Origin of the sequence: Paenibacillus sp. P32E (assembly GCF_001909085.1) — a bacterium.
Classification (GTDB): domain Bacteria; phylum Bacillota; class Bacilli; order Paenibacillales; family Paenibacillaceae; genus Paenibacillus_AQ; species Paenibacillus_AQ helianthi.
Genome location: NZ_LVYY01000032.1, coordinates 1 through 15551 on the forward strand (window position 1 = coordinate 1; position 15551 = coordinate 15551).

A 15551-nucleotide genomic window follows, 5' to 3' on the forward strand; every position below is an offset into this window, starting at 1 on the left:
ATGGTTGCTCGACACTTCCATTTTACCAAAGGGCGATTTCTTTTTGTGATTTTTGAAAGAATTGTAGGAACGTTCCCCCGCTTAAACAGCGGAGAGGACGGACTGATTGCGGAAAAGCGGTAGCGGTCGCCTTGCTCTCCGGATTTTTACCGCTACGGGAAATAAATAAAATCTGGAGAGCACAGCGATTGTAGCAACGGTCCGTTCGCGGAGCGTCCGCACCAAGTGCGCAAGTCCATCCAACTCAAAAACAGCGGGGCTGTCTCAAGTAGCCATTTCATGGCTTTTGAGACAGCCCCACTTAATGGGATAAAGTTCTTGTCAACCGACACATGGCTGTGACAGGTCAAGTTAAGAGATCCTAAGAGCTCTTTTCATTTACGTATTATATATATTTTCACATTCTTCCACGGTCGGTTGATAAAAACAGTGCTTCTTCCATCGTCCTACGAACGGCTGATCATACCAAGTTGCCGGACATGGTCCGGGATTTTCGAACGATCCTGGACGGAAATACCATAGGGAGAATTCGCCTGGCCAATTCCGCTCCCCATTCACAGCCCGTTGCGCCAGACGGCGTTCCCTGTCTCTTGCGTTTTGATAGTACATACCATGTTGTAACGCTTCGAATGCATGCGGCTGGTTGATCATTTGTGGAATTGTCCGGATTCCTGTAAAATCGGAGCAATTCGCTCTTATTCGGTTAATGCCAACATTTCCAACAAGGAGCATGCCCATTTCCCCTTCGGTCTCAGCTTCAGCTCGAAGCAACCTTGCCAACATATCAATATCCTGTTTCCTGGATTTTACGACTGCCATTGGCTCACCTCTTTAGATTTCTAGACTTATCATATTGTAGGTGAAGCGGATGTGTTACTCTGGCAAAAGAGAGAGCGATAATAAACAGCCGTTCCACCGCACTCTTCTGCCCGTCAGCTTAATGAAGCATCGTCAGTCCCATATTTTATTTTCCCAGTCTACATTTATATTTGCCAAGTCTATTCCTTTATTTTCAGTAGAGAACTTTATTTTCTCCTGACAGCGAGTCCTGATGTAGATGCAGTCGGGAATGTGTATCGCAGGCCATTATCAGGCTGGCGGCAAAATGCAATCTTGGGGCTACGGACTACACAATGACAAAGTAAATTCCGCCAATATCAAAGATGCCTACTCACGGATATTCATCACCCTTACCTCGCTCCAAACACAAACAAACGCCCGGATGCGTATCCGGGCGTTTGTTTGTGTTTCTATCGTTTAACATAACCTATAGTAGTAGTAGCTCACAGCTCCACATTCACCGCTTCGTCCTCGAACTCCACTATGCTTGCATTGGAACCGATAACCACCATAATATCCCCCTGATGCACATGGTCGTGGGCTGTCGGGGCGACAATTACACCGTCTTCCCGGTTCAGGGCAATAATGCTGCAGCCGTATTTGGCCCGCGTGTTGAGCTCAGAGAGGCTCTTGCCATCCATACAGGCGGGAACAGTCAGCTCGACCACCTTGTAATCCTTGGAGAGCTCAATATAGTCCAGCAGGTTGGGCGTAGTCAGCTGATGAGCGACACGAATACCCATATCCCGTTCAGGAAAAATCACCCGGTCTACACCAAGCTTGGACAAGGCCCGTCCATGAAGGATCGAAATCGCCTTGGCCACCACTTGCTTCACACCCAGTTCTTTCAGCAGAATGGCCGCCAGGATGCTCCGCTCCATGTTATCGCCAATCGCCACAATGCCGCAGTCGAAGTTGCGCACACCCAGTGAGCGCATGATCCCCTCATCCGTGGCATCCGCAACGACGGCATGGGTCAGCTGGCCGCTCATTTCCTCAACGCGTTCCTCATAATGGTCAATACCGAGCACTTCATAGCCCATGGCCATCAGTTCCAGGGCAAGGCTTGAGCCGAAGCGGCCAAGACCGATGATGACAAACTGCTGTGCTTTCATAATGTCCGTAACTCCTTATCCAATTATCATTTTGCCTTCCGGGTATTTATATAATTGCTTACCCTGTTTCGGCCCAATTGCATACGCCAGTGTTAGAAGCCCAAGCCGTCCGGCGAACATGGTCAGACTGATCAGGATTTTACCGAACTGGCTCAGCTCCGGAGTTAGCCCCATGCTGAGGCCCACTGTAGCGAAAGCCGAGGTAGTCTCGAACAGTATCATAAGAAACGCCCGATCCTCCGTGGTGGACAGGATCATCGACACAGACACAACCAGCAGCAGCGCCAGCAGCGTAATCGTCAGCGCCTTGAATACGCGTTCCTGTGCAAGCCGGTAGCGGAACAAGACAATATCCTCGCGTCCCCGCAGCATCGAGATTACTGCACCGATCATCAGAGTGAAGGTCGTAGTCTTGATGCCCCCGCCTGTGGAGCCTGGTGAAGCACCGATGAACATCAGGATGACGATGAAAAATTGTGAGGCCTGACGAAGACTGCCAATGTCCAGTGTATTCGCTCCCGCTGTACGCGGGGTGACGGATTGAAAGAAGGCAGCCCAGATTTTACCCCCGAAGCTCAGCGGCCCCATAGTCCGGGAATTAGTGAATTCAAATACAAAAATAACAACCGCTCCAAGTAAAATCAGCGCCGCCGTCATCGACAGAACCACCTTGCTGTGGAGAGACAACCTGCGCGTGTGCCGAAATTCCACCAAATCGGACATTACGATGAAACCGATACCCCCGGAAATGATAAGGAACATGACCACAAAGTTGACAATAGGGTCGTTTACATATCCAGTCAAGCTTCGGTAGTCTCCAAAGATATCAAACCCTGCATTGTTGAACATCGAAACCGCATGAAAAATACCAAAGTAGACGGCACGCCCCAGCGGCATATCAAATGCCCAGCGCAGTGAGAGTATAGCTGCAGCCGCGGCTTCAATGACGAGCGAATAGATGAGCACCTTGCGGATCAGCCGTACAATGCCTTCCATGGAGCTCTGATTCATGGCTTCCTGAAGAATCAGCCGGTCACGCAAGGAGATTCTGCGTTTCAGCACCAGGGCGAACAGGGTCGCCATCGTCATGAACCCTAATCCCCCGACTTGAATAAGCAGCATGATTACAATTTGTCCAAACACAGTGAAATACGTACCTGTATCCACCACCACAAGCCCGGTGACACAGGTAGCCGAGGTTGCAGTAAACAATGCATCAATGAATTTGAGCGATACTCCTGATGTACTCGACATCGGAAGCATCAGAAGCAAGGTCCCGGTCAGAATGACGGCAGCAAAGCCAAGCACCAGAATCTGCGGCGGAGACAGCTTCAGAAATCTGAAATTTGTAATCTTTGGAATGGGTGAAGCCAAACATCTCATCCTTTCGCAACTTACGTAATAAACATACAAATTATAATCGTTATTACCCAACTTCACAAAGGTTCATTTTACATCCATCATTCCTGCTCTTGCTATTGTATGGTGTAAGATGGTACACTTCACTTATTAAGTGTATGGCATGTATCCATACACACATAACAACAAGGTTGGAGGAAGGAACCGATGGAGCAATCCTATGAGCTTTTACCGGAGCAATTCCAGATCAATCCTTCGCTCCCGATTTATGAGCAATTTGTTGATGCCATCCGTGGACGGATTGTAACCGGGCTCATCCCGCCCGGCTCGCGCCTGCCCTCTGTTCGGGAACTGGCCGCGGGAAGAAGTGTAAATCCGACGACTGCAGCCAGAACCTACACGGAGCTTGAGCGTATCGGTCTAATCGTCACCCGTCGCGGCCAGGGAACCTTCGTTACCCTTGAGGAGGCGGTCATTGCGGAGGCACGCAAGACAATCATGCGCAAGGCCATCCTAGAGTTCAAGTTCATAGCGGAGTCACTCGGACTCACGGCAGAGCAAATGCTGAATTTCGATAAGGAGGATTCAAATGATAGACAATAACAAGCTTCCCGTACCCTATGATGAACCCGTGGCGGTGGAGTGCCAGGATGTAAGACTAACAGTGAAGAAAAAAATGATACTGGACGGAATCAGCTTTCAGATCCCAACAGGCAGCATTACCGGCCTGCTCGGACCGAATGGCGCAGGCAAATCGTCTCTGCTGCGTATTCTTGCCGGCCTGACCCTACCGGATTCAGGCTCTGCACAGATTTTCAGCAAGCCTTCGGGAGTTGACCGGCTCGGTGTACTGTCTATGCTGCCTGACCGCTCGAATCTTCCCGGCTGGCTGACTGTAGAGCAATGGCTGGGTTTTGCCCAAGGCATCTACCCGGACTGGGACGAAGACAAAGCTGAACAGCTGCTGCTCCAGCTCTCCGTCTCAACCGAGGTCCTCATTTCCGCAATGTCCCGGGGAGAAGAGGCACGTCTCCAGCTGCTGACCTGCCTGTCGCGGAAGGCACCGCTAATTATGCTGGATGAGCCGTTTACCGGCGTTGACCTGATCTCCAGAGAACGCATCGCTTCGGCTGTGGTCGGCGAGCTGGCGGATGGCGCCCGGACCTTTCTCATTGCAACCCATGATATCCGTGAGATGGAGCTATTGTTCGACCGGCTGATCCTGATGGGCGAAGGAAAAATCCAGGGCATCGAGGATGTTGACACTCTGCGCCGCTCCGGCAAATCAGTGGAATCCAGATACCGGGAAGTGTTCGCATGAGCGCGTTTAGAACACTAATCAACCTGGAATACAGCCGCTATGGTCCAGCCAGATTCAGCAAGAAGCAGCGCAGTCTGACTGTGATGGTCCTGTTCTCTCTGTTGCTGCTTCTCGGTATGTATCTCCCGGGCTTCAACACATCGCAGCGGTCTCCGTTCATAACCGTTGCCCTCCTGCTGTGGACCGTGAGCGTGGGCATCTCCTTTCTTCATATGGCCTCCTTTCCAGGGCAGCGGAATAGGGATTGGGTGCTTACCTTTCCCCACAGCCGGCTCACCCTGCTCTATGCCAAAGGGGCCAGCCTGCTTAGACACAGCCTCAATCTTACGCTCCTGTTGTATATAGAGGCGATTGTCCTGTACTGCCTTTCAACCTTTACAGGACGTTATACGCCGCTTCCCGCCGGAGAGCTGATCTATACCCTTACAGCTTACGTAATGTTCATCCTTGTTCTTCTGCCAATAGCCGTTGTATTCGGCCTGCTGGCGAGCCTCATCATGCGTCCCGGCAGAGTTGCGCGGGTGCTGCTCCTCCCGTATTCAATTCTCTGGATGCTGCCGTTTATTCTTATAGGGCTTCTCAACTCACAGGCTCTGGGCATTTATGATATGCAATATACAGCACCATCGTATATCATCCTCTATACAGCTGCACTCCTCGTTGTCGGGTGGCCGGCTTGTTATTTTCTGATGCCCCGGATTGCGGTGAACGGGCTTGGACAAATGGGGGAACGCAGCATCCCTGCGGCAGCATCCTCAAAGGCAGAGTCCGTCCGAAAACCGGAAAAGGACAGACACCTTTCGGCAAGGAGCCAATCACCATTCGTCACCCTATACAAGCTTGACTCCAGCCGTCTGCAACAGATGGAGAAGCATCAAGCTGTACGCATCTTGAAGCTTGCCGCGCCCGTTATTGCCATTGCGATGTTTTATTTCACCTCCGGCAATCTGAATGCGATGCAGTCCGCAATCCGTTTACCTTTCATATTTCCGGTATTGTTCGGTTCATTCTGGATGCTGCTGCGCAATAGCTTTGAACGCAAGCAATTACCCTGGTGGCTGGGATTTCCACAGAGCCGGCTGCGGCTGCTGCTGTCAGGGATTGCCGCTGTATGGGTTACAGTGATGCGTGTGAATGTGGTATTGGGGGTATCAGCTGTTGTTGGCCTTCTGGCCGGTCTCGCCGCAGGCAAGTCCAGTTTTCACGAGATGACCCAATATATGTTCTGGCTGTTTTTCTCATTTCTGGTCTATACACTGGCCCTGACACTGGCACTTGGCCTGCTGCAAATCAGCTATTATCTGATGAGGTCACGAGCACTCTCCCTGCTGTTTTTGCCCGTCGCCTTTGCGGTTCCTTTACAGAGCAATCTGATCAATACATATATGTTCCCGGCATCTTATAGCAGCGGCTGGCATCCCGACTGGGCGTTACTCGGCTGGACCGCTGTATTGGGTCTGCCTTTTGCGGTATGCTGTATTCTTGCAGGCTCTAAATATTACCATCTTGTGCTGATGCAGAAGAATGAAGCCGTACGGACAAAACAAGCATAAGTGCAGCTATCTTCACGTAAAAGGATAATACAGTATTTTTTTGTAAAAGGTCTGCCAGAAATACTATAATGAAAAATAACAGCATCATTATCATCACAAGGAGGCGTTACATGAATTCCGTCGGCCAGCCCCTACAGCAGCGGCCCCTTACTACCAGACTTATTCTTGCGGGTATTATCGGTCTCATCGTGTTCATTCTGTTCCAGATCGCTCCCCAGCTCCTCGGGGGCACAAGTGAGTCTGACACCACCCCAATCAGCAAGAATGAGGCCCGCGAGCAAGCCGCCGTATTCGCAGCCAAGCAGCTTGGCCATCCGGAGTCCACAGGAGAAAAGTGGGCTGTAAGCTACCGGACCGACTCTTCTTTCTACGGCTATATGTCCCGGGAAAAACTTTTGGATCAATACTCCAAGAAGAAGCTCGATCAGCGTTATCCGTTCGATGTTTTTCATGCCGTGCTGCACGCTCCCGGCCAAGCCATCCCGATTTTGTCAGTGGATCTTAATATGTATACCGGCAAGGTCGTAGGCTTTGGGCGCGGCGAACATTCCGGCTTCAGCACGGGAACGGAGACAACTTCTGCTACCGCTCTTTCCAGCAAAAGCGCGGCCAGTGAGCCGGAGCTTTCACTTGAGCAGAAGGAGAACCTCGCCCGTCCCTGGCTTCAGTCTTGGGGAGCCAATCCCTCCAAGCTGCAAATCCAGGCGGATAGTGACAATTATGGACTGGTCTATACCGACAGCTCCGTCAAGGTTGGAGAATCGCAGCTGCAATACCGGTTCAAATTCCAGCAGGAACAGGTCTCGTATTTCCGGGCTGGATTCTCGGCTCCCGCCTGGCATATCAGCTATGTCAAAGATCAAACGTCCATGGCCACTTGGGTGACCGGGCTCGGCTATGGCATACCCACACTGGCACTGGGCATTCTGGCGTTGATCTACAGCATTCTGCGCAGAGGGCATACTTCGTTCAAGCGGGGGATCTTCCTCAGCGCCGCCCATTTTGTAATCATGCTGGTCAGCACCTATAACATGCTGCCGGAGGCCAGCGGAGACAGCCTACAGAGCCGTTTAACGGGCCTCATCACGCTCATCTTCTATATCTTCTACAGTCTGCTGATGTCTCTGATGCTCTACTTCTCGCTGGTGGGAGGCAACGGCCTGTGGCGTAAAGAAGAAGGTCTGAACCCCTGGCCGCGGGCCAAAGAACCGGGTTATGGGCGGTATGTGCTGGACAGTATGCGTGCCGGCTATGTCTGGGCCTTTATCCTGCTTGGCGTACAGACCATCATGTTCATTATCCTGTCATTCACCTTGCATAACTGGTCCACCACCGACGCCAGCCAGTCTCCATACAACATGAGATATGCCTGGCTGCTGCCTATTGTCGCCTGGCTTGCCGGGTTGTCCGAGGAAGCCATCTACCGTCTGTTCGGTATCCGTATGGTCAAGAAAATCGTTCGCAATACCTTCCTGGCCTCTTTGATCACAACACTGGTCTGGGCGTTCGGACACACCCTGTATCCGATCTATCCCATCAGCTCGCGTCCGATTGAGCTGACCGTGATCGGCCTGCTGTTCAGCTACATTTTCCTGCGCTACGGCTTCATCGCCGTTATGTTCAGCCACGTGGTGTTTGACAGCATCCTGATGGGCGCCACCTTGATCTTTATGAAGGAATCCGTAAATATCAGCGCGGGTATTGTCACCATCGTGCTGCCGTTCATCGTGGGTTATATCGTGTACCGGTTCAATCCGCCGCGCAAAGTGGAGCAGGCTGAACCGGTGAATCCACTAGTATAACTCAAAGAGCACACACACAAAACGGCTGAGCCTCCTTATGATAAGGAAAGCTCAGCCGTTTCTGCATTGATGCATAAATGATAGTACTTTATAATGACGGTTCTTCATCCTTGAGGGCATCCAGAATCTGTGCAGCCAGCTTGTCGCCGATCGACAGCGGGCGGAAGTCCTCGATTGCGGCTTCCTTGATTTTTTTGAGGGACCCGAAATGCTTCAGCAGCAGCTTGCGCCGCTTCTCGCCGATGCCCGGAATGGAATCCAGCTTCGAGGTCACCATCGATTTGGCGCGCTGTTCGCGGTGGAACGTAATCGCAAACCGGTGAACTTCATCCTGAATACGCTGCAGCAGATAAAATTCCTGACTGTCCCGTGCCAGGCTCACCGGTTCGGCGGAATCCCCGACCAGCAACTGCGCCGTTCTGTGCTTGTCGTCCTTCACCAGACCGCAGACCGGGATGTACAGCCCCAGCTCATTCTGCAGAATGTCAATGGCGGAGGAGATCTGCCCTTTCCCTCCATCGACCACAATCAGATCCGGCTGCGGCAGGTTCTCCTTCAGCACTCGTTCATAGCGGCGGCGGATTACCTCGCGCATCGTTTCGTAATCATCCGGTCCCTGTACCGAGCGGACCTTGTATTTGCGGTATTCCTTGCGCGCCGGCTTGCCGTCTATAAACACAACCATCGCGGATACCGGGTTGGTTCCCTGGATATTCGAGTTATCAAAAGCCTCAATCCGGCTAAGCGACTCCAGGCCCAGGCTCTGCCCCAGGCTGCTGGCTGCACCGGAAGTGCGTTCTTCATCCCGCTCGATCAGGCGGAACTTCTCATCCAGTGCCACCTGGCCGTTCTGGCATGCCATTCCGACCATTTGCTTCTTCAAGCCGCGTTGGGGTACCAGTACCTTGACACCCAGCCATTCCTGAAGCGCAGCTGCACCGCCTGCTGCGTCCACGTTTCCTTCGGTGGCCGCCCCAGTCACCTCAGCCACCTCAGCCGCCTCAGCTTCACCAGCAGTCTCAGCCGCGAGCCCCGCCATATTATCCGGCGTATCTTCGGTATCTGCCCCTTCAGCCTCACCGCTAACAGCCAATTGCGGCTTGCCTGGTGCATCCGTGCCTTCAAGCACGGTTTCCGGCAGCAGAATTTCCTGCGGCAGCGCCGGGTTCTCGCTATAATACTGCGTTACATAGGAGATGAAATCGCTGTACGCCTCCCCGTAGAAAGGGAACACCGAGGAGTGACGCTGGATCATTTTCCCCTGACGCATATACAGGATTTGTACGCACATCCAGCCCTTGTCCACAGCATAACCGAATACATCGCGGTCTTTGGTATCAGCGGTGTTGATTTTCTGCTTCTCCATCAAGGCATCAATGTTGATAATCTGGTCACGAAGCTCCTTGGCCCGTTCGAAATACAGTTCCTCCGCGGCTTCCTGCATTTTTTTCTGCAGATCCTTCTTGACTGCCTCATGGCCGCCCCCCAAGAAACTGGCAATGCTCTGGGTAATCTCCTCGTAAGCAGACTTAGGCACTTCCTTCTCGCAGGGCGCCAGACACTGGCCCATATGATAGTACAGACAGACTTCCTTGGGCATTACACCGCATTTGCGCAGCGGATACATCCGGTCGAGCAGCTTCTTGGTCTGATGGGCCGCGTAGGCATTCGGATACGGTCCGAAATATTTTGCTTTATCCTTAATCACCCGGCGCGTAACCTCCAGGCGCGGATGAGCTTCATTCGTGATTTTCAGATACGGGAATGTCTTGTCATCCTTCAAAAGCACATTATAACGCGGCATATGCTTCTTGATCAGATTGCACTCCAGAATGAGCGCTTCCATGTTGCTGGACGTAACGATATATTCAAAGTCGACAATATTGGCGACTAGCCTCTGCGTCTTCCCGTTATGGCTGCCTGTGAAATATGAGCGAACCCGGTTCTTCAGCACCTTGGCCTTGCCCACATAAATAATCGTGCCCTCTTCATTCTTCATCAGATAGCACCCGGGCAGGTCGGGCAATAGTGCCAGTTTGTTGCGGATATTATCCATATAATCCATGATTTCTCCCCCACCTGTACAACACCGTGATAACTTAAGTTTAAGATATAAGTCGCTATGGGTTCAACCCCAAACCCCGGAATCCAACTTATTTCTGATACCACAAACATTCGTATATTTCAAAAGAGCGCGGTTTCCATTCGACGCACAAAGCGCCTTCGGATAAACCGAAGGCGCTTTGGAGGCAGGGCAGATGCCCCGGGGAAAACAGCATCATCTTACTGATGTTTGGCTACAATATTCTTAAGGGAATCCTTGGAGTTCAGTCCTACAACTTTATCCACAGGCTGGCCGTCTTTGAAGAAAATCAAGGTAGGAATACTCATGACTCCAAAACGGGAAGCCGTTTCCGGATTTTCATCCACGTTCAGCTTGGCAATTTTCACATCGTCACCCAGCTCGGTGGACAGCTCCTCCAGAATTGGGGCAAGCATTTTGCAAGGGCCACACCAAGGTGCCCAGAAATCTACTACTACAGTACCTTGACCTTCAACTTCACCCACAAAGGATTGGTCAGACACGTTCACGATAGCCATGATATTGTTCCTCCTTTAAGTTGTACGAAGCTTTCATCCGCTTCTATAACTCATAAGCCTAGTGTGGCGAATTCACTCCGAAATTATAACGGATAAAATGTTTCATGTAATATGATAACCAGATTACCATTTACCGACACATCCACAGTATAACATATTTACAGTGACTTTGTGTAATGTTTTATGAAATTAAATTGCATAAAATCAAATATTCCGCCGCAGTCTCTGCTTTACAACATTCCAGGGACTTCGTATACTTGAGGAAAGCGCATTAATTGTCAATGACTTCTCTCACACGTCTAACTGTAACCCACTAATTGCAGTCATGCAACTGCAAGGAGGAAAAAAGATGGATGTCAACGCGCAAGCACGTGATCCGCGGGAGCATGTCAACGAGGAGCCACGCAATGACCTGGGCGATTTGCTGGCTGGTTTCTTCGGAATGACGGGATTCATGACCGTTGTTTTCTTTGGTATGGTGATTATCAAGTTTTTGTCGGAGTAATTACCGGGCCATACCCCGTATTGCCTGCCAAAGCGCAAAATCCGGCCTTTTCCTATATGGAAGAAGCCGGATTTTGCTAATTTATAGGATATCTTTTATCTGCTCATTCCCCGCTGATTCTCCCCGTGAAGCGGAATCACATCCACAAACGGTGCAATCCGGTCCATCAGGCGCTGGCCTTTATAGATCTCCTCGCCGTCCTTGCTTGTAATACTCAGATGCTTCTCCAGCCCGTCCAAAGGATAGTTTGAAGTGTAAAAAGTCGGCTTACGGTTCATCCGGTGGTTCAGGATCGCACCCAGCACATGGTCACGGGCCCAGGGGTTGAGGTTCTCCGCCCCGATATCGTCAAAGATCAGCAGGTCACAATTCTTCATCGTGTCCACCATTTCCTTGAGCTTCTGATTATCCATCATAATCAGCTTGAGCTCCTCGATGAAATCAGGCATGTATACGATCACGCCGCTGTACCCGGCAATCGCCAGCTCATGCAGCATATAGCACATCAAAAATGTTTTGCCTGTTCCAAAAGAGCCCTGCAAATATATCCCCCGTGAGGTTAAGCCATTCTCTTTGGCACTGGCTATATAATCAAATATCCGGTTCACAGCGGAGACCCGGCGGGGGTCCTTGCCCATAATGTCAATCTCATCGTAGCCGCCGTTCAACACGCGTTCATCCACATAAAAGCTGCGGATACGCTTGCGGATGCTATCCTGGTTATCCCGGGCAATCTTAAGGTTGCAGGCTGTTTTCCGTTCGTACAGATCTGCCGTACCATTAACCGTCTCAACAGTAAGTTTGCTGTAGTGGCCCTGGAAATCATTCGGGCATTTCTCCAGGCCGGGACAATTCGCACAATGGCGGCTTTCTTCTACATATTGATACAGGCGGCTTAAATGAAGCCGCAGCCGCGACTCGTCCAGCTCAGGATGCTCTGCTTGAAGCTGCTTCACCAAAGGATGGTTCAGCAGGTTCTGCTCAAGATCACGGGAGCGCTGGCGGAGCGCGGAATTGTTCATCGAACGCAGCACTTCGCCCATAGACTCCATAGCCGCACCTCGCTTTCTTTATGGCGTCTTGGATACGCCTTTCTTCTTACTGGCCTTGATTTCAGCCGCCTTCTTCATCATCGCCGCGAACTCTTCTTCGGATACCGTCCCGGCGCTGCCGTCATCCAGCACAATCGGAATCTCGGCTTTGCCGGAACGGCCGCCGGCTTTGCTGTAGCTGCGCTGGCGCGTTCCACCTGATGCCGTTGACCCCGCTGCTGAACCTTTACCCTTAACCTTGGTCTGGTCTCGGATATAACGGACAGCCTTCTCGTAGGTGTTCACCTGCTTGACCAGCATATTCGAGGCAATCGCCTCCACGAAGTTACGGTTCATCCGCTGATCGCCCCCGGAGGCTACCATGGTCATCAGATAATGAATGAGTACATTAATGACTTCCCCGCTCAGCTTATAATTCAGATCAATCTTCTCAAAAGTATCCATCAGCTGTGTGGGCACGGCACCCGGGAAAAAAGTCTGCAGCAGACGTGTATAAGGCTCGTTGCGAAGCATCATATTATATTGGTGAATGTCGCATTTGGACAGAAATTGCGGAGGCACCTCCACATAATATTCCATTTCGACGGACTGCTCCAGCGGAGCGATGGAATCATCGCCTTCCACGGCAGCAGCAGAGCGCAGCGCCACCACCTTCGCTGCGGCAACCTCCCGCTTCTCCTGGCGTTTCATATCCTGGCGGAAATGCTGGCTTGCCTTGTACTGCAGTGCATCCAGAATCACTTCGCCATCCGGTGTGAATACCCCGTCCTCATCCAGCAGACGGGACAGGTCTTGCGGGCTAAGCTCATACTTATGAGCTACATAATTGATCATCCCCATCTGGGTATGGTCAAAACGCAGCTTCTCGACATGAACCCGGTTGACCGACTCCCGCGGAAACCGCAGGATAATATCACTGTACCCGATAGCAGGTTCCCCGGTTTCCCGCATGCCGGGCTGCTTGACCGTTGCCACCTCAGCCAAAGCCTGCTCCAGTTCGTAATCGATCACATGGGTATTGAGTTGAAAAATATCATAAAAGGGCAGGGAAATATTTTCTTTGCCGATCGACCGGCGGCTCCATTCCTCCGGTTCCCGGTTCCAGAACTGCTCACGCAGGGACAGCACGGCAAATTTACCGATTTTGTCACGCAGCAGCAGTGTTAAATGCTGGGTTGCAAAAAAATCAGCCGGCGACAGCGGCGGCAGCAGTTCGTATTCGTACATATAATCATCAGTCTCCGCTACAAAGATTCGGCAGGTCTGCAGCAGTCCCACCGCTTCCAGCCGGGAAGCCTGATCCACTATATATTTGCGGCCCTTCTCATTGGGTTCCACACCCAGCGTCATGAACAGACGGCGCTGCTGCTCCACCGGAGAATAGCCGATTGCTTCAGCCGGAATATGCTCAAACAGCAGACGGTACAGACTGATGGCAAAAGCGCCTACCATCGGCTGATAGACCGAGCCCAGCATACGTGCATCTACACTGCTTAGACCGAATTCGCGGGAAACGCAGTACCGATGATGTTCGGTGAAATGATGCAGGTGACTCATGCGCATCTGCGGATTACCTCCCTCTTTTTCTACACGAATCCATTTAGATTTCTATTCTATCACAAAACTTCCGCCCGGAAATGTAAAAAAAAGTCCAAATTCAGTGCTTATCCCCCTGATATCGACAGCTTGTTATCCATTGCTGGCGTGAACAGATAAATGCTTATATTCCAAGAAAAAACGGCTCTCCATCCTTAGGTAAGGACAGCAGCCGCTCTGTATGCGCACGAAACCCTTCATTAGAACATTTTGTAGCCGCCAAGCCTGAGCTTCTGAATTGTCCAGCCGCTGAGCACTGCTCCAGCCAGACCCGCAATACCCGTGAGGTAATCCACGACATGGAAGGTGGACAAATGCTCCCACAGGCTCATGGCGCTCCGATCCCAGATCGAATAGACGACCACAGGCAGAATCACAAGGACAAACAGATAGGCAGGGAACCAGGTAGTCTTCATTAACATGTTAAGGATAAAGCCAATGCCAAACATCATAACAAAGAACAAAACGGCCAGAACCAACACAGGAATAAACCCCATCGTACCGCCATCCCCTCTCTCTATAAAGAACCGCACAGCAAACCTTAATTAATAGTAAGTTTACTAGAAAAAATGTAGCGAAGCAATGAACATTATCTTCATCCCGGATCTTCACACAGCAAATCCTGGAGCTGTGCGTTTGCTCTGCCTGCCTGCATGCGATACAATGCAAATAGATTAAGCGGATGTACATATAAACTTATGCTAAGGAGTGAGAATACATGAACGAAGCCGCGTTGACACTGGAAGGCTGGTATGCCCTGCATGACTTCCGCTCTTTGAACTGGACGGCCTGGACGGCTGCCGATGACGAAGAACGTGCTGTTGCCCTGGAAGAACTGCATGCCTTCATGCAGGAATGGGATACAGTTGAGGAAGCCAAGGAAGGAAGCACCACAGTGTACTCCATTGTCGGCCAGAAGGCTGATTTCGTGATGATGTTTCTGCGGGAAAGTCTGGAAGCACTGAACCAGCTTGAGACCGCCTTTAACAAAATCGCCTTTGCCCAGTATACTACCAAGTCCTATTCCTATGTCAGTATCGTTGAGCTCAGCAACTATGCCGCTGGCGGAAGCGCTGGAGACGGCAGTGATCCTATGCAGAATCCGCATGTAGCAGCCCGCTTGAAGCCTGTTCTGCCGCAAATGAAGCATATCTGCTTCTATCCGATGAACAAAAAACGCGAGCTTGCCGACAACTGGTATATGCTCGATATGGAGAAGCGCCGCGAGCTGATGCATTCGCACGGATTAATCGGCCGCGGGTATGCCGGCAAAGTGAAGCAGATCATTACCGGCTCCGTCGGCTTCGACGACTGGGAATGGGGCGTCACCCTATTTGCCGACGACGCGCTGCAGTTCAAGAAGCTGGTCTACGAGATGCGCTTTGATGAGGTCAGCGCCCGCTATGGTGAATTTGGCCCGTTCTATGTCGGCAATCTGCTGACACTGGACAGTTTCGAAGAACTGCTGAAGCTGTAACAACAGTAATCTCCTGTTCCTATGCAGAAAGGGGGGTGTCCCATAAGCCATGAAATGGCTACTTGGGACATCCCTTGTTTTTGGAGTCGGACAAACGTTGTGCTCCGTGAGGACGCTCCGCGAACGGACCGTTGTTCCAATCGCTCTTGTGTCCAGATTTTTTTTATTCCCCTTAGCGGTGAAAATCCGGACACAAAGGCGAACGCTATCGCTTTTCCACAATCGTTCCGTCCTCTCCGCTGTTTAAGCGGGAAACATACTACAATATTTATAAAAACGCAAAAAAGAAACCACTCTTTTGGTAAAATGGAAGTGCGACCAACCATTTCA

14 protein-coding genes are annotated in these 15551 nt (G+C 51.2%); 6 read left to right on the forward strand and 8 right to left on the reverse strand.

The window, feature by feature from the left end; genetic code table 11:
- Positions 1 to 378: 378 nt before the first annotated feature.
- The 3 genes from A3848_RS22670 to A3848_RS22680 all read right to left on the reverse strand — a co-directional run bounded on the left by A3848_RS22670 (position 379) and on the right by A3848_RS22680 (position 3329).
- Complete coding sequence (locus tag A3848_RS22670; protein WP_074087151.1) at positions 379 to 819, reverse strand: cell wall hydrolase; 441 nt, start codon at positions 817 to 819, stop codon at positions 379 to 381.
- A 464-nt stretch (positions 820 to 1283) separates the two neighbouring features.
- Positions 1284 to 1955: a potassium channel family protein gene (locus A3848_RS22675; protein ID WP_074087152.1), complete on the reverse strand. Its 672-nt coding sequence runs from the start codon at positions 1953 to 1955 to the stop codon at positions 1284 to 1286.
- Between the two features lie 15 nt (positions 1956 to 1970).
- Positions 1971 to 3329: a TrkH family potassium uptake protein gene (locus A3848_RS22680; protein WP_256700630.1), complete on the reverse strand. Its 1359-nt coding sequence runs from the start codon at positions 3327 to 3329 to the stop codon at positions 1971 to 1973.
- Between the two features lie 192 nt (positions 3330 to 3521).
- Between A3848_RS22680 and A3848_RS22685 the strand changes: the two genes are divergently transcribed.
- The 4 genes from A3848_RS22685 (at position 3522) to A3848_RS22700 (ending at position 7990) form a co-directional block, all read left to right on the forward strand.
- Positions 3522 to 3917: a GntR family transcriptional regulator gene (locus tag A3848_RS22685; protein WP_074087155.1), complete on the forward strand. Its 396-nt coding sequence runs from the start codon at positions 3522 to 3524 to the stop codon at positions 3915 to 3917.
- The gene (locus tag A3848_RS22690; RefSeq protein WP_074087156.1) at positions 3904 to 4635 is read left to right on the forward strand and encodes an ATP-binding cassette domain-containing protein; all 732 of its coding nucleotides are present in this window, start codon (positions 3904 to 3906) and stop codon (positions 4633 to 4635) included. The genes A3848_RS22685 and A3848_RS22690 overlap by 14 nt, the downstream gene beginning before the upstream one ends.
- Positions 4632 to 6188: a hypothetical protein gene (locus tag A3848_RS22695; RefSeq protein WP_074087157.1), complete on the forward strand. Its 1557-nt coding sequence runs from the start codon at positions 4632 to 4634 to the stop codon at positions 6186 to 6188. The genes A3848_RS22690 and A3848_RS22695 overlap by 4 nt, the downstream gene beginning before the upstream one ends.
- Positions 6189 to 6298: 110 nt before the next feature.
- On the forward strand, positions 6299 to 7990 hold the full coding sequence (locus A3848_RS22700) for a CPBP family intramembrane glutamic endopeptidase (RefSeq protein ID WP_074087158.1): 1692 nt from the start codon (positions 6299 to 6301) through the stop codon (positions 7988 to 7990).
- Between the two features lie 88 nt (positions 7991 to 8078).
- Here the strand turns inward: A3848_RS22700 and uvrC are convergent, their stop codons facing one another.
- Both uvrC and trxA read right to left on the reverse strand, forming a co-directional pair.
- Positions 8079 to 10055 (reverse strand): excinuclease ABC subunit UvrC, encoded by a 1977-nt coding sequence (gene uvrC / locus A3848_RS22705; RefSeq protein ID WP_074087159.1) that lies wholly within the window; start codon positions 10053 to 10055, stop codon positions 8079 to 8081.
- 218 nt (positions 10056 to 10273) lie between these two features.
- Complete coding sequence (trxA, locus tag A3848_RS22710) at positions 10274 to 10591, reverse strand: thioredoxin (protein WP_020430371.1); 318 nt, start codon at positions 10589 to 10591, stop codon at positions 10274 to 10276.
- A 349-nt stretch (positions 10592 to 10940) separates the two neighbouring features.
- Here trxA and A3848_RS31905 point away from each other — a divergent pair, with 349 nt between their 5' ends.
- Positions 10941 to 11096 (forward strand): YqzM family protein, encoded by a 156-nt coding sequence (locus tag A3848_RS31905; protein ID WP_143013460.1) that lies wholly within the window; start codon positions 10941 to 10943, stop codon positions 11094 to 11096.
- Between the two features lie 95 nt (positions 11097 to 11191).
- Here the strand turns inward: A3848_RS31905 and dnaI are convergent, their stop codons facing one another.
- The 3 genes from dnaI to A3848_RS22725 all read right to left on the reverse strand — a co-directional run bounded on the left by dnaI (position 11192) and on the right by A3848_RS22725 (position 14241).
- The gene (gene dnaI, locus A3848_RS22715) at positions 11192 to 12148 is read right to left on the reverse strand and encodes a primosomal protein DnaI (protein ID WP_074087160.1); all 957 of its coding nucleotides are present in this window, start codon (positions 12146 to 12148) and stop codon (positions 11192 to 11194) included.
- Positions 12149 to 12166: 18 nt separating this feature from the next.
- Positions 12167 to 13711: a replication initiation and membrane attachment family protein gene (locus tag A3848_RS22720; protein WP_074087162.1), complete on the reverse strand. Its 1545-nt coding sequence runs from the start codon at positions 13709 to 13711 to the stop codon at positions 12167 to 12169.
- A gap of 233 nt (positions 13712 to 13944) precedes the next feature.
- Complete coding sequence (locus A3848_RS22725; RefSeq protein ID WP_074087163.1) at positions 13945 to 14241, reverse strand: YuiB family protein; 297 nt, start codon at positions 14239 to 14241, stop codon at positions 13945 to 13947.
- A gap of 221 nt (positions 14242 to 14462) precedes the next feature.
- Here A3848_RS22725 and hemQ point away from each other — a divergent pair, with 221 nt between their 5' ends.
- On the forward strand, positions 14463 to 15221 hold the full coding sequence (gene hemQ, locus A3848_RS22730) for a hydrogen peroxide-dependent heme synthase (protein ID WP_074087165.1): 759 nt from the start codon (positions 14463 to 14465) through the stop codon (positions 15219 to 15221).
- The last annotated feature ends 330 nt before the right edge of the window (positions 15222 to 15551 follow it).